Raw genomic sequence first — 23,334 nt, 5'->3', positions numbered from 1 at the left:
TTCGGTGTGGGGTGTGGAGCAGGTGCAACTCGCGGCTCAGAGCTCCAGGCAGCCGGGACCGAGCAACACCTTGAGATCCCCGAAGAGCGCCGGCGAGGGGCTGACCTGGTACTCGTGGCCCAGCCGCAGGAGCTCGATCTTGTCCCCGGAGAGCAGCCGCACATGCACGTCGGAGTTCCCCCGATGCGCCCGCAGGGCCCGTCCCAGCTCCAGCACCAGGTGTTCCGAGGCCCGCTGGGCGGAGACCGAGACCACCACGGGTCCGGCGTTGCCGTCCTCGTTGATCTCCGGGACGGTCACGTCCATGGCCTTGAGCGTGACGCTGCCGTCCTCGCGCCGATCGATCTGGCCCTTCACCGAGACCACCAGGTCCTCGGCCAGGATCATCGAGACCGCCTGATAGGTCTTGCCGAAGAACATCACCTCGATGGTGCCGGCCATATCTTCGATCTCGGCCCGCGCGTAGGGGTTCCCGGAGGACTTCGCGACTCGGCGCTGCAGCGAGGTGATCATCCCGGCGATGGTGATCCCGGCGCCGTCGGCCGGGCCGTCCTCGCCCATCACCGAGGAGATCGAGCGATCCGCGTGGTGGGCCAGGACCCGCTCCAGACCTTGGAGCGGGTGGTCGGAGACGTAGAGGCCGAGCATCTCGCGCTCGAAGGAGAGCTTGTCCATCTTCTCCCACTCCGGCAGGTCCGGGACGCTGACCGAGAGCGAGTCCCCGAGCTCCATGTCGGCGCTGCCGAAGAGGTCGGTCTCGTAGGCCTGAGAGCCCTTCTTCTCCGAGATCGCCTGGTCGATGGCCTGCTCATGGATCGTCACCAGCGCCCGCCGGGTGTGCCCGAGCTCGTCGAACCCGCCGGCCTTGATCAGCGATTCGATGGTGCGCTTATTGCAGACCTGCATCGGGACCTTCTTGAGGAAGTCCGCGAAGGTCTCATAGCGGCCCTTCTCCTCTCGAGCCGAGACCATGCCGGCGACCACGTTGGAGCCCACGTTGCGCACCGCGCCCATGCCGAAGCGGATCGTCTCGTCTCCGACCGGGGTGAAGGTCAGCGCGGACTCGTTGATGCTCGGGGAGGTCACCGTGACCCCCATGCGGCGGCACTCGGAGAGGTAGAGCGCGAGCTTGTCCCGGTTCTCCCCCACCGAGGTGAGCAGGGCGGCCAGGTATTCGGCCTGATAGTTCGCCTTGAGGTAGGCGGTCCAATACGCGATCAGCCCGTAGGCGGCGGTATGCGCCTTGTTGAAGGCGTAGTCGGAGAACGGCAGCAGGACATCCCACAGCGCCTTGATCGCCGCGGCGGAGTAGCCGTGAGCCTCCATGCCACCGGAGAAGTTCACGTACTGCTTGTCCAGTTCCGACTTCTTCTTCTTGCCCATGGCGCGGCGCAGGATGTCGGCCTGGCCCAGGGAGTAGCCGGCGACCTTCTGCGCGATGGCCATGACCTGCTCCTGGTAGACGATCAGCCCGTGGGTGGTGCCCAGGATCTCGAGCAGCGGCTCCTCGAGCTCCGGGTGGATCGGGCTGACCTCCTGATGCCCGTTCTTGCGCAGCGCATAGTTGGTGTGCGAGTTCGCCCCCATCGGACCGGGCCGGTAGAGCGCCAGGGCGGCGGAGATGTCTTCGAAGTTGTCCGGACGCATCAGCCGCAGCAGCGAGCGCATGCCGCCGCCGTCGAGCTGGAAGACGCCCAGGGTGTCTCCACGGGCCAGAAGGTCATAGGCCGCCCGGTCGGTGAGCTCGAGGTTCTCCAGGTCGATCTCGATGCCCTTGTTCAGCGCGATGTTCTCCAGGCAGTCGGAGATGATCGTGAGGTTGCGCAGACCCAGGAAGTCCATCTTGATCAGGCCGAGGTTCTCGCAGATCGGGTAGTCGAACTGCGTGATGATCGCGCCATCCTGCTCGCGCTTCATGATCGGGATGATGTCGATCAGCGGGTCGCTGGACATGATCACGCCCGCCGCGTGCACGCCCCACTGCCGCTTGAGCCCCTCCAGGCCGGAAGCCAGGTTGAAGATCTCGGTCATCCGCGGGTCCGCGTCGACATATTCGCGCATCTCGGCGGCCTCGGAGTACCGGGCCGATTTGGGGTCATAGATGTCACCCAGCGGCATCGGCTTGCCCATGGCGTCGGGGGGCATCTTCTTGCTCAGCTGGTCACCGGTGGCGAACGGCTCGCCCATGACGCGGGCGGAGTCCTTCAGCGCCTGCTTGGACTTGATCGTGCCGTAGGTGACGATCATGGCCACCCGCTCGTCGCCGTACTTGTTGACCACGTACTGGATGACCTCGGAGCGTCGCCGATCATCGAAGTCGACGTCGAAGTCGGGCATGGAGACGCGGTCGGGGTTCAGGAAGCGCTCGAAGATCAGCCCGTGCTGGAGCGGGTTGAGGTCGGTGATGCGCATCGCGAACGCGACCATCGAGCCGGGGCCGGAGCCGCGGCCCGGGCCCACTCGGATCCCCTGTTCCTTGGCCCAGGTGATGAAGTCCGCCACGACCAGGAAGTACCCCGGGAAGCCCATCTGGGTGATGACGCCGATCTCGTACTCAGCCTGCTTGCGGACCTCGTCCGGGATGCCGTTGGGGAACCGGTAGTGCAGCCCCTTCTCGACCTCCTGGATGAACCAGGACTCCTCGGACTCGCCCTCGGGCACCGGGAACCGGGGCATATAGGAGGCGGACTCGTTGAACTCGACCTGGCAGCGCTCGGCGATGGCCAGGGTGTTGTCGCAGGCGTCGGGGAAGTCGCGGAACAGGTCGCGCATCTCCGCGGCGGACTTGAGGTAGAACTCCTCGGAGCCGAACTTGAACCGGTTGGGGTCATCGAGGGTGGAGTTGGACTGCACGCACAGCAGCGCCCCGTGGGCCTTGTGGTCGTGCTGGTGGGTGTAGTGCAGGTCATTGGTGGCGACCATCGGCATGTTCAGCTCGCGGGCGAGCTTGATCAGGTCCTGCTTCACCTTGCGCTCGATGTCGAGGCCGTGGTCCATCAGCTCGCAGTAGAAGTTCTCCTTCCCGAAGAGGTCCTGGTACTCCCCTGCCGCCTTCTTCGCCTCCTCGTACTGTCCCAGGTGCAGCCGGGTCTGGATCTCGCCGGAGGGGCAGCCGGTGGTGGCGATGATGCCCTTGCCGTAGGTCTGCAGCAGCTCCCGGTCCATGCGCGGCTTGTAGAAGTAGCCCTCCAGGGAGGCCAGCGAGCCCATCCGGAACAGGTTGTGCATCCCGGTGGTGTTCTCCGCCCACATGGTCATATGCGTGTAGGCACCGCCGCCGGAGACGTCCTTCTCGCCGATGACCCCGTCGCCCCACTTCACCCGGGTGCGGTCGGAGCGGTGCGTGCCGGGCGAGAGGTAGGCCTCGAGCCCGATGATCGGCTTCACGTCGTAGTTCTGGGCGGTCTTCCAGAACTCGTAGGCGCCGAAGAGGAACCCGTGGTCGGTGGTGGCCACGGCGGGCATGCCCAGCTTCTGGGTCTGCTCGAAGAGCTCACCGATCTTCGCGGCGCCGTCGAGCATCGAGTACTCGGTGTGGTTGTGCAGGTGGACGAAATCACCGGTGGTTGCCATGCTCAGCCGTTCTCCAGGATCTCGAGGGCCTGGGCCAGGTCCGCGGGGTAGTCGGTGCGGTAGCTCACCCAGTCACCGCTGCCGGGATGGTGGAAGCCCAGCTCCACCGCGTGCAGCCATTGCCGGGTGAGGCCGAGGTCGGCGGCCAGCTGTGGATCGGCGCCATAGGTGAGATCTCCGGCGCAGGGGTGACCCAGTGCGGAGAAGTGGACTCGGATCTGGTGGGTCCGTCCGGTCTCCAGCGTGACGTCCATCAGACTGGCCCGCCCATAGGCCTGCTTCAGCCGGTAGTGGGTGCGTGAGTCGCGGCCGCCGTCGAGCACCGCGAAGCGCCAGTCATGTCCGGGGTGCCGGCCGATCGGGGCGTCGATGGTGCCGTCCACCGGATCGGGCAGCCCCTGGATCAGGGCGTGATAGCTCTTATGCGTGGTGCGCTCCCGGAACGCGTCCTTGAGCACCGAGTAGGCATGTTCTGTCTTGGCCACCACCATCACTCCGGAGGTGCCCACGTCGAGGCGGTGCACGATCCCGCGGCGCTCCTGGGCCCCGGAGGTGGAGATCTCCACCCCGGCCGCAAGCAGTCCCCCGATCACGGTGGGTCCGGTCCAGCCGGGAGAGGGATGCGCGGCGACGCCCACCGGCTTGTCCACCACCACGATCTCGGTGTCCTGGTGCAGCAGGGTCAGGTCTTCCACGGCTTCGATCCTCACCTCAAGGGGGTCCAGCTTCTCGGGCACGACGACGGCGAGCTCGGTCCCGGCGGCAAGCCGGTCAGACTTCTTCACCTTCCGCCCGGCGGAGCGGCCCTGGGTGCGGTCCTGCGCCCAGGTGACCAGCCCGTCCTTGAGCCACTGGACGCTCTCCACGCGGGAGACCTCGAAGAGGGTGGCCAGCACGGCGTCGGCCCGTCCGCCGTCGAGCTCGGTGGGCACCGCGATCTGATGAGGGCTCATACTTCGGTCTCCGCAGCGTCGGTGGTGGAGGTGGCAGATCGCTTCGGGGCGGGCTGCTCGGCGTCGGGCTTCTCGTTGCCGGGCTGCTCGGCGTCAGGCTGCTCGGCGTCGTGCTCCCGGGTGCCGTCGAGGTTGAGTCCGAAGATCATCATGGTGCAGATGGCGATGATCGAGCACACGATGAAGGAGTCCGCGATGTTGAAGATCGCGAAGTTCGGCACGGCGATGAAGTCCACCACGTGGCCCTGTCCGAAGCTGTTGAAGCCCTCCTCGGTCAGCGACGGGGCACGGAAGATCCTGTCGGTGAGGTTCCCGGCGACACCGCCGGCGAGGCCGCCCAGTCCCAGGGTCCAGAGCCAGGAGCCCCCGAGCTCACGGCTCTTGAACGCCACATAGCCGAGCACCCCGATCATGATCAGGGTGAAGACCCAGGTGTAGTCCGTGCCCATCGAGAACGCGGCGCCGGGGTTCAGGTGGTATCGCCAGTAGAGCACCGGCGGAAGCACCTCGGTCTGCTCCCCCAGGGTCATGGTGGATTCGACCCAGATCTTCGTCAACTGATCAGCGGCCCAGGCGAACACCGCCAGGGCCGCTGCCACGATGAGCGCAGTTCGGCGGGACGGGGTTCGCATGGACCGCTGAGGGTCTGCTGGAAGCTGTTTCGACACCGTTGGATTCTACAGGCCAGGTGTCATCCCGACGCCTCGGCGTCGGCCAGCGGGATCAGCTGACGGTGGCTTCCTTCTCGATCGAGCCGCGGCTGTTGAGCTCGCCGAGCTGACCTTCGATGTAGTCCCGGAGCCGGGCCCGGTAGTCCCGCTCGAAGCTGGTCAGCTCGCCGACCTTGGACTCCAGGTCGGCCTTCTTGTGCTCCAGCGCGTTCAGCGTGCGGGTGGAGGTCAGCTCCGCCTCTTCGATCATGTTCTCGGACCGGGTCTCGGCCTCGGTGACGATCTCGTTGCGGCGACGCTCGGCCTCGGCCAAGAGCTGGGCGTGGGTGGCCTCTGCGGTGCTGACCAGCTCGTCGCGGCGGGTCTCCCCCTCCAGGACGTAGGCGTTGCGGGTGCCTTCACCCTCAGAGATGTAGGCGTCCCGGGTCTGCTCGCCCTCGGCGATGTACTCGGTGCGCTTGGCCTCGCCCTCGGCGATGTAGGCCGCGCGAGTCTGCTCACCCTCGGAGACGTACTGGTCATGCAGCTTCTGCGCCATCGCGAGCACACCGGTGGCCGAGGTGGCCTGGTCGCTTGCAGCAGCGCCTTCGGCGGCGGGACGCTCCTGGGCAGGACGGGTGCCCAACGCGTACTCGGGATGGGCGGTGACCGAGGCGTCGGAGCCGAGCTCGTGGTCCTCCGAGGTCGGGGCCAGCGAGCCGGTCATCGTCGAGGTGGTCCCGGCGTACCCGGAGAGGCCCGCATCCTTGAGCTCATCGGGCTCCAGGTTCGCGGGGTTCTCCTCAAGCTGCTCCTCGAGGGCCGCGACCTTGGCGGTCAGGTCCTCGTTCTCCTGGGCCAGGCGCCGCCATTCGACGACCACCTCGTCAAGGAAGTCATCGACCTCGTCCTTGTCGTAACCGGGACGGAACTTGGTCTCGGGGAATTCCTTGTTCAGGAGATCATCGGGGGTCAGGGCCATGCGGTGTCACCTCATCGAGTGGCTGGGAAAGCTCAGAAGCTAATCTTCGGATCAACGTCCAGGATACCCGTGGCGATTCGCTGCCCTCGACTTCAACCTTCAAGTGCTGGTTTTACGCAGCCAGAGGGCAGACGAGGGTCCCCCCAGCGGCGCAGTGCTGGGCCCTCGGGCACCATGGGTCAGGCGAATCCGCGCAGGACCATCTTGGCGATCACCACGACCAGGAACACCAGCAGGAAGCCCATGTCCAGGGACACGCCGCCCAGGTTCAGCGGCGGGACCTTGCGTTGGATCCACCGGATCGGCGGGTCGGTGATGGTGTAGACCCCGACGGCGATCATGAGCGGCAGGCCCTTGGGACGCCAGCTCCGGGCGTACTGCTGGGTCAGGTCGAAGACGATGCGGACCACCAGGGCGAACTGGTAGACGGTCAGCAGCAGGTACAGGGGTGCGGTTAAGAGATCCACAGCTGCAAAGCGTACTTGGTTCAGCTCTGGTTGAAGAACTGGGCCGAGGACGGGGTCTCCGCCGCGGCGCGCTCTTCAGCCAGCACCTCGATGTTCTTCGGGGTCAGCAGGAACACCTTGTTGGTGACCCGCTCGATGGAACCGCCCATGCCGAAGACCAGCCCGGCGGAGAAGTCCACCAGTCGCTTGGCCTCAGCCTCGCCCATGTCGGTGACGTTCATGATCACCGGGATGTTGTCTCGGAAGGACTCGCCGATGACCTTTGCGTCGTTGTAGGAGCGCGGGTGCACGGTGGTGATTTTTCGCATCGGTGAACTTTCATCCCGGGATGAGGGAGCTCGCTTGATCGGGGTGACCGGAGCACGATAGTCCGGGGCCACTGCCAAGTTGGAGCTGTTGTACTGGCCTGTGTGTGAGGAGTCCTCGGCGTGATCGATCCCGAGGGAGACGACCTCGCTGCTGCGAGCGGAGGAGGTGGCGCTGGTCGGCGCCGGAGTCTCGCGGACCGAACCGGTCATCGAGGAGCTGCGGCTCACCGAGCTGGGCTCGGAGATCGAGCCCTGGGTGTTGCGGGTCGTGGCGGAGGGCTCCTTGGAGAAGCTGTCCTCGCTGTAGTCGTCTCCGTCGGCGAGGCCGAGGTAGATCATGGTCTTCTTGAAGGCACCGGCCATGAGGGTTCTCCTGGGGAAGTTTGAATTGTCACTGCGCTGTCTCGAGACTATCGCTGAAGCGGACGCTCACCCAGGACATCTCGACCGACTCGCAGGTGTGTCGCACCGTGGGCCACGGCTTCCTCCAGGTCACCGCTCATTCCGGCGGAGATCATCCGGGCCTGGGGGTGGGCGAGACGCAGCTGCGCGGAGAGTTCCGCGAGTCGGCGGAAGGCCGGGGCGGGGGGCTCCTGGAGCGGAGCCACAGCCATGAGGCCGCCGAGCTGGAGCCCGGGGGCCTCCGCGATGCGCTGCGCCAGCTCGGGGATCTGCGCAGGGTCGGCCCCTCCCCTGCCGTCGGTGGGCACCGGGTCACGCAGATCCACCTGGATCAGACAGGTCAGCGGCAGCCCGTCCCTGGCCGGCGCGGACTTGGCCAGCGCCTTGAGCAGGGACGCCCGGTCCACGGAGTGCAGGTGATCGGCGTAGTCGATGACGGAGCGGGCCTTATTGGACTGCAGCTGGCCGATGAAGTGCCAGTGCAGCCCGTCCTGGGCAGGAGCCGAGGCCTGGCCTGTGGCCGCCACAGAGTCCCCTGCGACAGAGTTCCCGGCGGTGGAGCCCCCGGCGGTGGATGCGCCGGCCTCGCCACGAAGCAGCTGCTCGACCTCCGCAGCCTTGGCGGCAGCCTCCTGGTCCCGGTTCTCCCCCACGTCACGCACGCCGAGCCGATACAGCCTGAGCACGTCGGCGGCGGGAAAGAATTTGGTGACCACGATCAGCTCAGGTCGGTCCTGGCGTCCGACGGCGGCCATGGCCCGGTCGATCCGGGCGTGGACCGCGGCGAGGTTCGCGGCGAGCTCCTGGCTGCGCGAGTCCCGGGCGGCTGGCTCTGGGCCGGCTGATTCTGGGCCGGCTGGTTCTGAGCCGGCTGGTTCTGGACTGGCTGATTCTGGGCTGGTCTGCACAGGGACAGCCTATCGAGCCGCAGGCGCGGTCGGGAGCTCGGCCGGGGGCGCCGCTGCGGAGGCACTCTGAGGCATCCAGATCACCCCGGCGAAGCGTCCTCGATCAGGGTCTCGGCGGTGGGAGAACAATGAGTCGTCCTCGATGGTGCAGCCAGCGAGCTCCTCGACGGTGACTCCCCGCTGGGCGAGCACGGCCTGGGCCTCGGCGCGCAGGTTCAGCGCGCTGGTGCCCCAGCTCGTGGTCGAGGCGATGGCGGGCCGGCCCGGCGAGATCTCGGCGACCATCTGGTCCGGAATCTCGTAGCAGGACCCGCAGGCGCCGGGACCGATCCAGGCGGTGATCCGTGCGGCTCCGCGGTCCTGCATCGCGGCCACGGTGTTCTCCAGGATCCCCGCCAGCAGCCCTGGGCGCCCGGCGTGGGCGGCCGCAGTCACCGGGACCCGATGCTGGGGGTCCTCGGCGGCGCGCTGCCCGTAGAAGAGCACCGGCAGGCAGTCGGCGACCATGATGGCCAGCGACACCGACCCATCGGCGCAGACCCAGGCGTCCCCGGTGGGCACCGCCCTCGAGTCGAGTCCGGCCTGCCCGGCGGACTGCCCAGGGTCGTGCTGAGCGGCATTCTCGGCGTCGAGCACCTCGGCCGAGTGAACCTGGTTCAGGAAGCGCAGGGATCCCTCCGGCACGCCCATGGCGGCCTCGAGACGTCCACGATCCTGGAGCACCTGAGACTGGGGGCCCGCATGGCCCGCCAGATTGCCGGCGTCCACGGAGGTGAAGCCCAGCTCTATGCAGTCCCCGGCCCGGCCCCGCCACCAGAACGGTGACGGGGACCCGGCCGTGCCGGCCCCCATGCTGGTGGGGGCCGAGGTCACTTCAGGAAGTCAGGCACATCGAGGTCGTCGTTGCGGCCTCCGGTGTAGTCCGACTCGACGATGTCCGGGATGTCCTGCTGCTCGTCATTCTCGTGACGGCGCCGCGACGGAGCGAACCGCTGCTGCGGCGCCGTGTCCTGGGATCCGGCGTTGCGTGCCGCGCCTGCGCCCATCGGAATCGTGCCGGGCACGGTTCCTGGCACCGGCGGAGCGGTGCGTGCGGCCGGGGATGCGGATCCGACGCTGCGCGCGGGCGCCTGGTTCTGCAGCGGCTGCGCGGGCCGGGAGGTGGCGTCGACCTGGTCGAAGCCGGCGGCGATCACGGTGACCCGTGCCTCATCACCGAGGGCATCGTCGATGACGGCGCCGAAGATGATGTTGGCCTCCGGGTGGGCGACCTCCTGGACCAGCCGAGCGGCCTCGTTGATCTCGAAGAGTCCGAGATCCGAGCCACCCTGGATGGACAGGAGCACGCCGTGCGCGCCGTCGATGGAGGCTTCCAGCAGCGGCGAGGCGATGGCCAGCTCGGCGGCCTTGACCGCCCGGTCCTCGCCGTTGGCCGAACCGATGCCCATCAGGGCCGAACCGGCACCCTGCATGACCGACTTCACGTCGGCGAAGTCGAGGTTGATCAGGCCCGGTGTGGTGATCAGGTCGGTGATGCCCTGCACGCCGGAGAGCAGCACCTGGTCCGCGGAGCGGAAGGCGTCCAGGACCGAGACGTTCTTGTCCGAGATCGAGAGCAGCCGGTCGTTGGGGATCACGATGAGCGTGTCGACCTCGTCGCGGAGCTGTTCGATGCCCTCTTCGGCCGAGCCGGCGCGCCGGCGGCCTTCGAAGGTGAACGGGCGGGTGACCACGCCGATGGTCAGCGCGCCGAGCGATCGGGCGATCCGGGCGACCACGGGGGCGCCGCCGGTTCCGGTGCCGCCGCCTTCGCCTGCGGTCACGAACACCATGTCCGCGCCGCGGATGACCTCTTCGATCTCCTCGGAGTGGTCCTCGGCGGCCTGGCGGCCGACCTCGGGGTTGGCGCCGGCGCCCAGTCCACGGGTCAGCTCACGGCCGACGTCGAGCTTGACGTCGGCGTCGCTCATCAGCAGCGCCTGGGCGTCGGTGTTGATGGCGATGAATTCCACGCCACGGAGACCGACGTCGATCATGCGGTTGACGGCGTTGACGCCGCCGCCACCGATGCCGACGACCTTGATCACGGCCAGGTAGTTGTTCGGTGATGCCACGTTGTGTGTCCCTTGCTCGTCTCTGGTCTCAAATGCACGGAGACCCCCGTCGCTTCCGAAGCCGCAGCGCGACTCCTCACTGTCTTCACCCGTCTCGGGCCACCTGATCGTGCCGATGTCATTCGCGGGTACATCGGTTCGATCATGGGCGGCAGCCCGTGACGTCGCAGCGGCTCTTCAGCGGACGGGAGCCTCCATACCTGAGACATTCTTCTGTTGCCTGCGAACCAACAGCAAGGTTCAAGCTTTACTTGAACCTGAGAGGATCCTCAAGAGGCGTCCCCTATCTGATGTTCTTTTCGGTCATAAGCCTACGCGCCACAGAGGCTTACCGCGTCACCGGCGCGCTCGGAGTCGAGATGTCGAGCACCTCGACGCCATCGAACTCCTCCGCCGGGGAGCCCAGGATCGCCTCCAGGACCGCGGCCTTCTCGTCTCCGCGCTCATCATTGCCCCAGACCACGGTGCGCCCGTCCTGCAGCTCGAGCTGCACCGAGTCTCTGGACTCCGCCGTGGCGGAGTCCAAGGACTCGCGGGCGCCCTCGGGCAGCTGGCCCAGGACCGAGACGATGGTCTTGAAGACCGATTCATTCTCCAGTGCGGCCTCCGCAGAGATCACCGGAGTGGCGTAGCCCTGCGCATCCTCGCGCTGGTCCTCGTCGAAGGTCCTGATCAGCTCGCCCTCCTGGCTGTAGAAGAGGATCTCCTCCTCCACGTGGACCTCGGCCACCGGGGGATGCTCGATCACCAGGATATCCAGGCCCTCGGGCAGCCGGGCGGCGACGATCACCTCATCCACCGCGCGTTCCTCCTCGAGCAGCCCCTCCACGTCACGCTGGCTGATCTGGGCCAGGGGTGTGCCGTGCAGCGGAGCGAGCAGCTCCTGGGCGCGCTGATCGGTGAGCAGATCGTTGTCCTGCAGCGCGATGGCGCGCACCACCAGCAGCGGGGAGAAATAGAGCGTGGCCACCACGCCGAGCAGCACCGCCAGTGCGATCAGCGCGGTGAGGATCCGACGACGACGGCGACGTCTGCCCGTGACCGCGGCCGGCTCCGGAAAGTCCAGCAGCGACTCCTCCGCAGACCGGTCGGACTCCGCTTCCGAAAGCGTGCCGCCGTCTGTTGCGCGGTCTGTGTCTCCGTTTGTTGCGCGGTCGCTGGCGCGGCGGGGATGCCGCAGCCTCATCGGCGGGCCGTGAGCGCGTCGAGGATGTCTGCACCCAGGGCGGTGACGTCACCGGCCCCGAGGGTCATGATCAGGTCCCCAGGACGGGCGGCAGAGGCCACCTCTGCCACGGCCTCGGCGGTGCCCCGCACCGGGTGTCCCAGCAGGGCGGCGGTGACGCCCTCGATGGGCTCCTCTCGGGCCGGGTAGATCTCCAGGACCGCCACCGTGTCGGCGGCGGTCAGTGCGGTGCCGAAGTCCGCGGCGAAGGCCGCGGTGCGGCTGAACAGATGCGGCTGGAAGATCACGTGGACCTGACCCTGATCGCCGCCCAGCGAGGCACGGGCAGCCTGGAGCACCGCCGCAACCTCAGTGGGGTGGTGGGCGTAGTCGTCATAGACGCGCACCCCGGAGACCTCGCCGCGCAGCTCGAAGCGGCGGGAGGTGCCCTGGAAGTGCGAGATCGCCTCGACGCTGGTGGCCAGCGAGAGACCGGCCTGACGGCCCACAGCGATGGCGGCCAGCGCGTTGAGCTGGTTGTGCACCCCGGGCACGGCGAGCCGCAGCCGGGCCTCCTCAGCGCCTTCACGCACCGTACCGCCCTCGCGGGTGATGCTGCTCAGCTGCAGGTCCGCGTCCTCCCCGGTGCCGTAGCTGGTGATGCTGACCCCGCGGGAGGCCAGCGGCTCGGCGACCTTCGCCAGCAGCGCACGGGCTCCGGCGTCGTCGGTGCAGATGATCAGCGCCCCGCCGTCGGTGATGCGTTCGGTGAAGTCCACGAAGACCTGTTCCACCGCCTCGGCGGTGCCGTAATGATCCAGATGGTCGGCTTCGACGTTGGTGACCACCCCGACCTCGGGGGCGTAGTTCAGCAGCGAACCGTCGGACTCATCGGCTTCGGCGATGAACCACTCCCCGGTGCCGGTGGCGGCGTTGACGCCGAGCCCGGCGACATTGGCGCCCACGGCGAAGGTCGGCGAGAGCCCGGCCTGTTCCAGCAGCACCGTCGCCATGGACGAGGTGGTGGTCTTGCCGTGGGTGCCCGCCACCGCGACCGCCCGGCGGGTGCGCATCAGCGCGGCCAGGCCCTGTGAGCGGTGCAGCACCGGCAGTCCGCGGCGCACGGCCTCGTCATACTCGGGGTTTCCCTCGGCGGCGATGGAGGAGGCGATCACCGCGGTGATCGGGTGACCCAGCTGCGCCTCGGCGGCGGCCAGGTTCTGTGCCCGGTAGCCCACGTGCACGGCGGCTCCGCCGCGGCGGAACTCTTCGAGCACCGGAAGCTCCTTGGCGTCGGTCCCGGAGATCGGCACGCCGTCGGCGGCCATCAGGCGCGCCACGGCGGAGACGCCGACGCCGGCCAGTCCGAGGAAGTGGACATGCCCGAGCCCGGCGTCGGAAGCCGGCGCAGCGCTGGCAGGAGCATCGGTGACATCAGGGGTCCCGGTGGTGGCGTGGTTCATGGCGGGAACGCTCACTTCTCGGTCTCGGAGGTGCTGATCGGGTGACCGGCGGCGGCGAGGGTGGCGCGGGCCATCCGGTCGTCGGCGTCGGTGATCCCGCGGGCGGCGGACTGCTGCTCCATGGTGGCCAGCAGCCCCGGGTCCTCGAGCAGCGGCACGATGTTGCGCCGGATCCAGGACCGGTTGAAGTGCTCATCCTTGACCAGCAGCGCGCCACCGGCGGCGACCAGCTCCCGGGCGTTGAGCTCCTGCTCGCCGTTGCCCACCGGCAGCGGGACGAAGATGGCGGGCAGTCCCACGGCGGCGATCTCGCTGACCGTGGCCGCGCCGGCGCGGGCGATGATCAGGTCCGCTGCGGCATAGGCGAGCTCCATGCCGTCGAGGTATTCCCGCTGGTGGTAGCCGGGGTGTTCCAGCAGTCCGCCGTGCTCACCGGTGAGCGCCTTGTCCCGGCCGGTCAGGTGCAGCACCTGGGCTCCGGTGCCGAGCAGCTCGGTCAGCGCCGCCTTGATCGAGAGGTTCAGCGAGAGCGCCCCGGAGGACCCGCCGGTGACGACCAGGGTGACCTTCTCCGGGTCCAGGCCCAAGGCCTCGAGGGCCGGTCCTCGCTGCTTCGCGCGGTCGAGCTGAGAGATCTCGCGGGACATCGGCATGCCCACCCATTCCGAGCCCTTCAAAGGGGTGTTCTCGAAGGCGACGCCGGTGAAGGCGGCGAATCGGTGTCCCAGCTTGTTCGCCAGGCCGGGCCGCGCGTTGGCCTCATGGATGACCACGGGGATGCCCAGCCGCCGGGCCGCGACGAACACCGGGGTGCACACGTATCCGCCGACCCCCATCACGACGTCGGCCTGCTCGGCGCGCAGGATCCCGGCGGCATCGCGCACGGCCTGCCCGAACCGGGAGGGAAAGCGCAGCATGTTGCGGGAGGGTCGGCGCGGCATGGGGACCTTCTCGATGGTCTCCAACCGGTAGCCGGCCTCGGGCACCAGTCGGGTCTCGAGTCCTGCGGCGGTGCCGATCACGGTCTGGCGGACCTCGGGGGCGAGCCGGTCGAGGGCGCGGGCGACGGCCAGCATCGGGCTGACGTGGCCGGCGGTGCCGCCGCCTGCGAGAACAATGGAGAGCTCATTCATGGGTTTTCCTTCGGCAGCCATCAGACGGATATCGGTTTGCGGTGGGCGGTCGCGGCGGCCTTCGAGGGCGCGGTTCGCCCGCGGCGGGACGGACCCTGCTGGCGCTGGCGCCGGGCGAAGTTCAGCACCACCCCGACGGCGATCAGGGTCACGGTCAGCGCCGAGCCGCCGTAGGAGATGAACGGCAGCGGCACGCCCACCACCGGGAGCAGCCCGGTGACCATCCCGATGTTGATGAAGGCCTGACCGTTGATCCAGGCGATGACTCCGAGGCAGACCAGCCGGGTGAACTGATCCTCGGTGTTGTAGGCCACGCGGAACATGCCCACGGCGAGCACCGCGAAGAGGCCCAGCACGGTGAAGGTGCCCAGCAGGCCCAGCTCCTCGCCGATGATGGTGAAGATGAAGTCGTTGTGGACCTCGGGGATGTAGTCCCATTTCTGCCGCGACTGACCCAGGCCGACGCCCCAGAAGCCGCCCGAGGCCAGGGCGTAGTAGCCCTGCTGCATCTGGTGGCAGGGGTCGGTGGGGTGGTCGCAGTTGACCCCGAGCCAGGCCCAGACGCGCATCATGCGGTAGGGGGTCACCAGCATCAGCAGTGCGACCATCACCGCGGCGAGGCTGGCCGCGATCACGAAGTAGCGCATGGCGACCCCGGCGGCGAAGAGCAGCGTGCCGACGATCAGGATGATGATCAGGCTGGTGCCCAGATCACCGCCGGCCAGCACCAGGACGAGCACGGAGAGCGCGCCGGGGGCCACGAACGGGGTGACCCAGTGCACGAACTGAGAGAGCAGCCTGCCCTTCTTGGCCAGCACAGCCGCGCCCCACATCACCAGGCCCAGCTTGGCGACCTCAGAGGGCTGTCCCTGGACCGGTCCGATCCGGAGCCAGTTCGTGGAACCGCCGCCGGTATAGCCCAGCGGGGTGAACGCCACCAGGGCGAGCAGGACCGCTGAAAGCAGCATCAGGAACCAGCCGACGGCGCGCAGCCATCGGGTGGGCAGGATCATCATGACGAACATGCCGGCGAGCCCGATGGCCGCCCAGGTGGCCTGCCGGGAGACTGTGGTGAAGGCTCCCCCGGTGGGGTCCACCGAGGTCGAGGACAGCACGAAGGTCAGCCCGATGACCGAGAGCGCGAGCGTGGAGCCGAGCACCAGCCAGAAGGTGGTGTAGGGGTTCCCGATCTCCAGGAAGCTCCAGAAGCGCTGGACCCGGTTCTGCCGGGAGCTGGTCCGCTCCGCCTTCCAGCGCCGACCTGCGGCGCCGTCGGAGTCCTCGGCCTCCCGGGGCTGTGCCTCGCGGGCCTCCGGCTCCCGGGCCGGACGATCCTGGGAGGCACGGTCCTGAGAGGCGCGCCGCTGGGCGGGCCGCTCCTGTGCGGAGTCGGTCGGATCCTCCACGGCACGCAGCTGAGACCTGCGCTGTTCGGGGGAGGCTGGGACTCGAGGTCTCCGCTTGTCCATCAAGTCCTCCTCCTGGTGGGGTCCCTGCCGGGCTCCACCTCTGCGATCAATCGGTCATCAGCTCGGTGACTGCTTCGATGAATGCTTCCCCGCGGGCTGCGTAGGAGGCGAACTGATCCATCGAGGCGGCGGCGGGAGCCATCAGCACCGTGTGGTGCGGGGCGAGCGCCTTGGCGGCTTCGGCCACGGCGGCCCGCATGGCGCGCGCCCCGTCCTCGTCCGCCAGCGACGCGTCCACCGCGCTGCGGCTCTCATCCTCCCGCAGGCGTCCACCGATCACCGGGACTCCCGGCGCGTGTCGCTCGAGGCTGGACCTCAGCTGGGAGGAGTCTGTGCCGATGAGGATCACCCGACGCAGCCGGGGCGCCACCTCGGCGATGAGCTCGTCGTAGAGCACCCCCTTGGGCAGTCCCCCGGCGATCCAGATGACATCGGTGAAGCTGCGCAGCGAGGCGGCCGCGGCATGCGGGTTGGTGGCCTTGGAGTCGTTGATCCAGAGCACGTCGTCGGCCTTGGCCACCGGCTGGATCCGGTGGTCCCCGGCCTCATAGCCCTGCACCGCGGCACGGATCGCCTCCGGCGCGGCCCCGGCGGCGCGGGCCAGGGCGGCGGCGGCCAGCGTATTGGCGATCAGGTGCTGCGGGGCGAGCGGCCCGAAGTCCTCGAGCCCCGCGAGCTCCAGCGCCTGGTGCGCCCGGTCTTCGAGGAACGCGCGGTCCACCAGCAGGTCCTCGACCACCCCGAGCATCGAGAGCCCGGGCGAGCCGGTGGTGAAGCCGATCGCGCGGCAGCCCTCCTGGACGTCGGCCTCGGCGACCATGTCCTCGGTGATCTGCTGGTCGGCGTTGTAGACGCAGGCCAGTTCGGTGTTCTCATAGATCTTCGCCTTGGCCGCACGGTAGGCCTCGAAGCTGCCGTGCCAGTCCACGTGGTCCTCGGCGATGTTGAGCACTGCCGAAGCCACCGGAGAGAGCAGCTCGGTGTATTCGAGCTGGAAGCTGGAGAGCTCCACGGCCAGGGAGTCATAGCCCTGCGGGTCACGGATCGCATCGAGCACCGGCACGCCGATGTTGCCGCAGGCGATGGCACGCTGCCCATCGGCGATCAGCATGGATTCCAGCAGGGTCACAGTGGTGGTCTTGCCGTTGGTGCCGGTGACCACGAGCCACTTGGGCGCCCGGGCGCCCGGGCGGGCGCCCAGCCGCCAGGCCAGCTCCACCTCGGAGAGGACCGGGATCTGCGCGGCGCGGGCAGCACGGATCAGCGCGGAGTCGGGCCGCCACCCCGGGGAGGTGACCAGGATCTCGGGCAGCTCACCGTCGACCAGCGGCAGCCCGGAGAGGTGCTCGGGACCGAGCAGGACCTGCTGCACACCGACCAGCCGCAGCGTCTCGGCGTCGCGCCGGGTCTTGGCTGTGTCGGTGCCGTCGACGACGACGACGCGCGCGCCCAGCTCCGCCAGGGTGTCGGCGGCGGCGAATCCGGAGACGCCCAGCCCGGTGACCAGCGCACGCAGTCCGGTCCAGGGACCGTCCCAGCCGCGAAGCTCGGGACGGGTCTGCGGCTGCCGAGAGGCCTGGGGCCGGGCAGGGTCTTGGGGCTGGGCAGCATCCTGGGCGGTCACTGGGTGATCACCCATTCCCCGTAGAAGAGCGCCAGACCGATGCCCACGGCGAGGGCGCCGATGATCCAGAATCTCACCACCACGGTGACCTCGGCCCAGCCCTTGAGCTCGAAGTGGTGCTGCAGCGGGGCCATCAGGAACACCCGCTTGCCGCCGGAGAGCTTGAAGTAGCCGACCTGGATGATCACGGAGAGGGTGATCAGCACGAAGAGGCCGCCGAGGATCACGAAGAGCAGCTGGGTATGGGTCAGGATCGCGAAACCGGCCAGAGCGCCGCCCAGCGCGAGGGATCCGGTGTCGCCCATGAAGATCTTCGCCGGTGAGGTGTTCCACCAGAGGAAGCCGATCAGCGCGCCGGTGATGATCGCGGCGATCATGGCCATGTCCATCGGGTCACGCACCTGGTAGCAGACGCTCTCCACGGCGCCGTCGCTGCCGCAGGCCTGGTTGACCTGCCAGATGGAGATGATCGTGTAGGCGGCGGTGACCATCGCGGTGGCCGCGGTGGCGAGCCCGTCCAGGCCGTCGGTGAGGTTCACTCCGTTGGTGGTCGCCGTGACGATCAGGTTCGCCCAGATGACGAAGAGGATCATGCCGATGACCGGTCCGGCGAAGGCCAGATCCAGCACGGTCTCGCGGACGAAGGAGATGTTCGTGGAGGCAGGCGTCAGTCCGTCGGCATCGGGGAAGTTCAGCGCCAGCACGGCGAAGAGCACTCCGACGGTGACCAGCCCGGCGATCTTGCGCCAGGGAGTCAGGCCCAGCGACTGCTTCTTGCTGATCTTCGCGAAGTCGTCGGCGAAGCCGACCAGTCCCATACCGATCATCAGCAGCAGCAGGAGCAGTCCGGAGGCCGTGGGGCCGCCGCCGTCGCCGGTGATCAGCATCAGCCCATGGGCCAGCAGATAGGCGGCGACCACGGCGATCATGATCACCGCGCCGCCCATCGTGGGGGTGCCGCGCTTCACATGGTGGGTGGTGGGGCCGTCGTCTCGGATGAACTGGCCGTATCCGCGCTTCACCAGGAAGCGGATGAACAACGGCGTCCCGACGAGGGTGAGTCCCAGGCCGAAGACGGCACCGATGACTACAGCAATCACTGGGCCCCTTCCTTTGCGGCGATCTTGTCACCCAGGAGTCTAAGCCCTGCGCTGTTGGAGGATTTGAACAGCACGATGTCCCCGGGAGCGAGCTCCTGATCCAGGTAGGCCTCGGCCTCCTCGACCGTGGCGACCCAGTGCACCTCAGACCCCCAGCTGCCCTCGGCGATGGCCCCGCGGTAGAGCGGGTAGGCCAGATCGCCGACGACCAGCGTCTTGTCGATGTTCAGCCGCACCACGGTCTCGCCCAGCTGGGTGTGCTTGGGGATGGAGACGTCGCCGAGCTCGAGCATCGCGCCGAGCACAGCCACCGAGCGGCGTGACGGGCTGCCCTGGCCGGGCCGGGTGAGCATCGCCAGGGTGCGCAGCGCCTCGCGCATGGACTCGGGATTGGCGTTATAGGCGTCGTTGATCACGGTGACGCCGTCGGCGCGCTCGGTGCGCTCCATTCGCCAGCGGCTCGCCGGGCCGAGCCCATCCAGCCGCCGCGCGATGGCCGCCGGAGCGACGCCGGCGCGCAGCGCGCAGGCCGCCGCGGCAAGCAGGTTGGAGACATGGTGGGCCCCGGTGAGTCCAGAGACCACCGGGAACTCCTCGCCAGACTCGGTGAATCGCAGCTGGAACCGCGGGTGCCCGGCCTCGTCGAGGCTCAGGTTCACCGCGCGCACCTGATCCGGGACGGCCTGGTCGAGGCCGACTCCCGGGGCGGTCTCGTTCTCCGGGGACTGACCGGTGGCTTCGCTGAACCAGGTGATCGGAGCCGTGGCGGACTGTGCCATGGAGGCGACCTGGGAGTCGTCGCGGTTGAGCACCACGGCGCCGTCGGCGCCGATCTCCTCGACCAGCTCAGCCTTGACGGCGGCGATCTTGTCCGCGCCGCCGAACTTGCCGGCATGGGCGGAACCGACCATCAGCACCGCCCCGATGTCAGGGCGGACCATCTGCGCGAGATCCCGGATGTTGCCGGGCGCGTCGGCGCCCATCTCCACGACGAGGTACCGGGTCTGAAGCTCGGCGGTGAAGATGGTCAGCGGCACGCCGACCTCACCGTTATAGGAGCCCTGCGGCGCGACGGTGGGGCCCTCGGGCTCGAGGATCGACTTCAGCAGGTCCTTGGTGGTGGTCTTGCCGGCGGATCCGGTGATGCCGATGACGGTGGTCTCCGAGTGGGCGCGCACCCGGTCCAGGATCGCCGCGGCGATCTGGCCCATGGCGCTGACCACGTCGGGCACGACCACGCTGGGGTGCGCCGCACCATCCGGGGCCTGGGTCGCGCGCTGGGCCAGCACGAGCGTGGCCCCGGCGGCGAGGGCCGCATCGATGAAGTGGTGACCGTCGGTGGTCTCCCCCGGCTTGGCGATGAACATCGAGTCCGCGGCCATGCTGCGGGAGTCGGTGTCTGCGTGTCGCACGCGCCGGGTCGAGGGGTCCGGGACCCCGTACAGGGTCCCTGCGGTGATCTCGGCGATCTCTGCGGCTGAAAGCTCGATCATGCCTGGTCGCCTCCTTCTGCGGTGGAAGTTCTGTGGGTCTGCCTGGCGTCCGGATCGGGGTCCGTCTGCGGAGCGTCCTCTGCGGTGGGGAATCCCCGTCGGCGCAGCGCCCGGGCCAGTTCCACCCGGTCATCGATCGGGTGTTTCGTCCCGGCGAAGTCCTGGTGGACCTCGTGTCCGCGGCCCGCCAGGATGATCGTGTCCTCGGGCTCTGCGACCTCGACGGCGCGGACGATCGCGTCGAGGCGTGGCGAGATCTCCTCCAGCGTGGTGTCCAGGTCCTCTGTGGCCAGGGCCTCGCGGGCGCCCTCCAGGAGCCCGGCGCGGATCTGGGCGGGGTCCTCGCCGTGGGGGTCGTCGTCGCTGATGATCACGTGATCCGCCATGCGCACGGCGATCGCGCCCATCAAGGGGCGTTTGGCGCTGTCGCGCTCCCCCGCGGCGCCGATCACCAGGATGGTCTTGCCCTCTGAGGTGCTCGCGGCGGCCTGAAGGGTGCGGATCATGGCGTCGGGGTTGTGCGCGAAGTCCACGATGGCGGCGGGTGCGGTGCCGATCACCTGCATCCGGCCAGGGACGCTGATCGTGAAGGGATCGGCCTGTTCCAGCGCTGCGATGATCTCCTCCCGGCTGACGCCCAGCGCGGTGCTCTCGTCAGCGGTGAGCACCATCACGGCGGCCAGGGCCGCGTTGGCCACGTTGAACCGGCCCGGCAGACCGGTGCGGGAGCGGATGCTCTCCCCGGTGTGCCGGTTGTGCAGCGTGAAGGCGCTGCCGAGCAGGTGCGGGGTGACCTCGGTGACGCTCCAGTCCGCGGCCGGGTCGGGGGTCTCATCGGTGGCCAGCGTCACGACGTGGCCGGTTGCGGTCTGGGCCATCCGCCAGCCCCAGGGGTCATCCACGATGACCACGCTGCTGCGCGTGCGGCGGCGGGCGAACAGCGCCGCCTTCGCGGCGAAGTACTCCTCCATCGAGCCGTGCAGATCCAGGTGGTCCTGGGTCAGGTTGGTGAAACCGGCCACGGCGTAGAAGAGTCCCGAGACGCGCTCGTAGGAGATCGCGTGGGAGGACACCTCCATCGCCGCGGCGGCCACGTCGGCTTCGCGGAAGAGCGCCATCAGGCTGTGCAGCTGCACGGCCTCCGGGGTGGTCATCTTCGAGGGGATCCTCGCCTCGCCGGAGGCGATCTCGATGGTCCCGATCAGGCCGGTGGCGCGCTGGTGCGGCGCCAGCAGAGTATCCAGCAACGAGCGCAGGAAGTAGGTGGTGGTGGTCTTGCCGTTGGTGCCGGTGACCCCGAACAGCGCCGGTCCCGAGGTAGCGGTGTTGCCGTAGATCAGCGCCGCCGAGGGGCCCGCGGCTTCGCGCACGCGGCGCACCTCGATGACCGGGATGCGATATCCCACGCGCTCACGGACCTTCTCGGCCCCGGCGACGTCGGTGAGGATCGCTGCCGCGCCGCACTCGAGCGCGGTCATCACGTAGTCCGCCCCGTGGGCGCGCGAGCCGGAGACGGCGACGAAGAGGTCACCGGGCCCCACGGCCTTGGGGTCCATGGCGGCACCGGTGAGCCGGACCTCGCTCGCGGCCCGACCCACGGGAGTCACGAGCGGGTCATAGCCGGTGCTGGCGAGCTCGGCGACAAGCTGCTCCACACTGGTTCCGAGCACCGTGTGCGGCCGGAACACTCGGTCCTGGGCCGCAACGCTGAGTCCTGTTGCTGCCGCGCTCACCAGGGCTGATCCTGGTTCTCGCCTTCGAAGCCGTCATAGGCATCGCTCTTCGCCCCGCTGGGCGCCTGGTCATAACTGCTAAGCACGTAGGACATGATCTCACGGAACGTGTCGGTGACCTCCCAGTCTCGCCAGTAGCCCTCCGGGCGGTGCACGGTCACGGAGACCAGGTACTGCGGGTCGTCCAAGGGAGCCATGCCGATGAAGGACTGGGTGTGACCGTCGAATCCTCCGCCTGCGCCGGCAGCCTCCGCGATGCCGGACTTGCCGCCCACGCGGTACCCCGAGACGGCGGCCTCGGTGCCGGTGCCGTAGTCCACCACGCCTTCGAACATCCGGAGCATCTCCTCGGAGGTCTCCTCGGAGAACACCCGCTCGCCCGGTTCGGTCTGGACCGGGTGCTCGGTGCCGTCGGCATCGACATAGGCGTCGATCAGGCGCAGCGGGACGTCGACTCCGCCGTTGGTCATGGTCTGGAAGGCCTGCAGATTATGCAGCACCGAGGTGGTGTAGCCCTGGCCGAACTGGGTGGTCAGGTGCTGGCGGGCATCCCACTCCTCGGGCGGACGCAGGACCGAGTTCGCCTCGGTGCCGAGCCCGATGTCGAGGGGTTCGCCGAGGCCGACCCGGCGCATGTAGTCATAGCGGGTCTCCTCCGGGATCTCGCCGCCGATCATCACCGTGCCGGTGTTGTAGGAGCGGGCGAAGATGCCCGCGGCCGTCATGTCCAAGGTGGGGTGGCGAGTGGCGTCGCTGATGGTCTGACCGTCGACCTCGTAGCGGTTGTCCACGGTGAAGCCGTCGGTGGGGTTCAGCGTGCCCTCCTCCAGCGCCATCGCGAAGGTGATGGCCTTGCCGGTGGAGCCGGGCTCGAAGTCCTGGGTCAGCGCGAGCGGCCGGCGGAAGAGCTCGTCGGTCTCCCCCGGCTCGGCCGGGTCGACCGTCTCGGAATCGGCCATGGCCAGGATCTCCCCGGTGGTGAGGTCCAGGACAGTGGCGTTGCCCCAGGCGGCGTTGTACTGGTTGGCCTTCTTCGCGATCGATTCTTGGGCGAACCACTGCAGGTCCTGATCGACGGTCAGGCGCACGTCCTGTCCGTCCTCGGCCGGCAGCTCCTCATAGGTGGCCACCGGGATCCGCACGCCGTCGCCGCCGACCTCGTAGATCCGTTCCCCGTCGATCCCGCTGAGCGCCTCATCCTGGGCGGCTTCGATCCCTTCCAGCGGCCCGTCGGCGCCCATGAAGCCGATGATCGAGCCCGCCACCGCTCCCGAGGGGTAGCTGCGCTCGGACACCGGCTCGGCGTAGAGGCCGGGGAGCCCGATCTCCAGGGCCTGCTCGCTCTGCTCGGGCGTCAGGGACCGAGCCACCACCGAGTAGCGGCTCTCGCCCACGATGCGCTCGGTGAGCTCTTCGGTGCTGCGATCCAGCACCTCGCCGAGCTCGGCGATGCCGGTGCGCACCGTGACCTCCTCGCGCAGCCCGGTGGCCTCGTCGCTGCGCTCGAAGTCCTCCACCACCGCCTGGTCCACGACCAGGTCATAGCGGTTCACCGAGGTGGCGAGCACCCGGCCTTCGGAGTCGAGGATGTCCCCACGGTGAGCGGGCAGCGGAACGCTGCGCAGCCGTTCGGAGACGGCCGCCTCGGCGTTTCCTGCCGGATCGAGGCCCTGCACGTGGAACAGACGTCCTCCGAGCAGGAGCAGCATCACCAGGATCAGGGTGAGTCCGATGCGCATCCGGAACGAGAGGACCCGTTCTGCGCGTTTCTTCTGAGCGGCTGCCATGGCGTCAGCG

At 68.6% G+C, this 23,334-nt stretch carries 18 protein-coding genes; all 18 read right to left on the bottom strand.

The genetic code is table 11. The features are described from left to right. Nucleotides 1-36 precede the first annotated feature (36 nt). The 18 genes from dnaE to EV640_RS07770 all read right to left on the bottom strand — a co-directional run bounded on the left by dnaE (nt 37) and on the right by EV640_RS07770 (nt 23,324). On the bottom strand, nt 37-3,573 hold the full coding sequence (gene dnaE, locus EV640_RS07855) for a DNA polymerase III subunit alpha (protein ID WP_036474924.1): 3,537 nt from the start codon (nt 3,571-3,573) through the stop codon (nt 37-39). 2 nt (nt 3,574-3,575) lie between these two features. After that, on the bottom strand, nt 3,576-4,526 hold the full coding sequence (locus EV640_RS07850; RefSeq protein WP_133726202.1) for an RluA family pseudouridine synthase: 951 nt from the start codon (nt 4,524-4,526) through the stop codon (nt 3,576-3,578). Beyond that, nucleotides 4,523-5,194, bottom strand: a complete 672-nt coding sequence (locus EV640_RS07845) for a signal peptidase II (RefSeq protein WP_235180999.1) — start codon at nt 5,192-5,194, stop codon at nt 4,523-4,525. Before EV640_RS07845 ends, EV640_RS07850 begins: the two co-directional genes overlap by 4 nt. 55 nt (nt 5,195-5,249) lie before the next feature. After that, nucleotides 5,250-6,158 (bottom strand): DivIVA domain-containing protein, encoded by a 909-nt coding sequence (locus tag EV640_RS07840; protein ID WP_133726201.1) that lies wholly within the window; start codon nt 6,156-6,158, stop codon nt 5,250-5,252. A 179-nt stretch (nt 6,159-6,337) separates the two neighbouring features. Next, the gene (locus tag EV640_RS07835; protein WP_036474928.1) at nt 6,338-6,625 is read right to left on the bottom strand and encodes a YggT family protein; all 288 of its coding nucleotides are present in this window, start codon (nt 6,623-6,625) and stop codon (nt 6,338-6,340) included. Between the two features lie 20 nt (nt 6,626-6,645). Further along, the gene (locus EV640_RS07830) at nt 6,646-7,296 is read right to left on the bottom strand and encodes a cell division protein SepF (protein WP_036474930.1); all 651 of its coding nucleotides are present in this window, start codon (nt 7,294-7,296) and stop codon (nt 6,646-6,648) included. Nucleotides 7,297-7,343: 47 nt separating this feature from the next. Further along, the gene (locus EV640_RS07825; protein ID WP_133726200.1) at nt 7,344-8,243 is read right to left on the bottom strand and encodes a YggS family pyridoxal phosphate enzyme; all 900 of its coding nucleotides are present in this window, start codon (nt 8,241-8,243) and stop codon (nt 7,344-7,346) included. A 9-nt stretch (nt 8,244-8,252) separates the two neighbouring features. Beyond that, the gene (locus tag EV640_RS07820; RefSeq protein WP_243832264.1) at nt 8,253-9,116 is read right to left on the bottom strand and encodes a purine nucleoside phosphorylase YfiH/LACC1 family protein; all 864 of its coding nucleotides are present in this window, start codon (nt 9,114-9,116) and stop codon (nt 8,253-8,255) included. Beyond that, a complete protein-coding gene (gene ftsZ / locus EV640_RS07815) occupies nt 9,113-10,357 on the bottom strand; it encodes a cell division protein FtsZ (RefSeq protein ID WP_133726199.1) in 1,245 nt (414 codons plus the stop codon). Before ftsZ ends, EV640_RS07820 begins: the two co-directional genes overlap by 4 nt. Nucleotides 10,358-10,685: 328 nt before the next feature. Further along, nucleotides 10,686-11,543: a cell division protein FtsQ/DivIB gene (locus EV640_RS07810; protein ID WP_133726198.1), complete on the bottom strand. Its 858-nt coding sequence runs from the start codon at nt 11,541-11,543 to the stop codon at nt 10,686-10,688. After that, complete coding sequence (gene murC, locus EV640_RS07805) at nt 11,540-12,985, bottom strand: UDP-N-acetylmuramate--L-alanine ligase (RefSeq protein WP_133726197.1); 1,446 nt, start codon at nt 12,983-12,985, stop codon at nt 11,540-11,542. Before murC ends, EV640_RS07810 begins: the two co-directional genes overlap by 4 nt. Before the next feature lie 11 nt (nt 12,986-12,996). Continuing rightward, nucleotides 12,997-14,118, bottom strand: coding sequence for an undecaprenyldiphospho-muramoylpentapeptide beta-N-acetylglucosaminyltransferase (gene murG / locus EV640_RS07800; protein ID WP_243832263.1), 1,122 nt, complete (start codon nt 14,116-14,118; stop codon nt 12,997-12,999). Between the two features lie 20 nt (nt 14,119-14,138). Beyond that, nucleotides 14,139-15,587: a putative lipid II flippase FtsW gene (ftsW, locus tag EV640_RS07795; RefSeq protein WP_133726195.1), complete on the bottom strand. Its 1,449-nt coding sequence runs from the start codon at nt 15,585-15,587 to the stop codon at nt 14,139-14,141. 46 nt (nt 15,588-15,633) lie between these two features. Further along, complete coding sequence (gene murD / locus EV640_RS07790) at nt 15,634-17,226, bottom strand: UDP-N-acetylmuramoyl-L-alanine--D-glutamate ligase (RefSeq protein ID WP_133726194.1); 1,593 nt, start codon at nt 17,224-17,226, stop codon at nt 15,634-15,636. Then, nucleotides 17,208-18,311 (bottom strand): phospho-N-acetylmuramoyl-pentapeptide-transferase, encoded by a 1,104-nt coding sequence (mraY, locus tag EV640_RS07785; RefSeq protein ID WP_133726193.1) that lies wholly within the window; start codon nt 18,309-18,311, stop codon nt 17,208-17,210. Before mraY ends, murD begins: the two co-directional genes overlap by 19 nt. Then, the gene (locus EV640_RS07780; protein WP_133726192.1) at nt 18,308-19,804 is read right to left on the bottom strand and encodes a UDP-N-acetylmuramoyl-tripeptide--D-alanyl-D-alanine ligase; all 1,497 of its coding nucleotides are present in this window, start codon (nt 19,802-19,804) and stop codon (nt 18,308-18,310) included. Before EV640_RS07780 ends, mraY begins: the two co-directional genes overlap by 4 nt. Further along, nucleotides 19,801-21,537 carry a Mur ligase family protein gene (locus EV640_RS07775; protein ID WP_084479511.1) on the bottom strand — a complete coding sequence of 579 codons (1,737 nt, stop codon included), beginning with the start codon at nt 21,535-21,537 and terminating at the stop codon, nt 19,801-19,803. The genes EV640_RS07780 and EV640_RS07775 overlap by 4 nt, the downstream gene beginning before the upstream one ends. Then, on the bottom strand, nt 21,534-23,324 hold the full coding sequence (locus EV640_RS07770; RefSeq protein WP_036474942.1) for a peptidoglycan D,D-transpeptidase FtsI family protein: 1,791 nt from the start codon (nt 23,322-23,324) through the stop codon (nt 21,534-21,536). The genes EV640_RS07775 and EV640_RS07770 overlap by 4 nt, the downstream gene beginning before the upstream one ends. Nucleotides 23,325-23,334 lie beyond the last annotated feature (10 nt).

It is taken from the genome of Nesterenkonia aurantiaca (assembly GCF_004364585.1).
GTDB lineage: Bacteria > Actinomycetota > Actinomycetes > Actinomycetales > Micrococcaceae > Nesterenkonia > Nesterenkonia aurantiaca.
The sequence above is the reverse complement of the archived record's forward strand: the minus strand, read 5'-3'. Positions and strand labels throughout refer to the sequence as shown.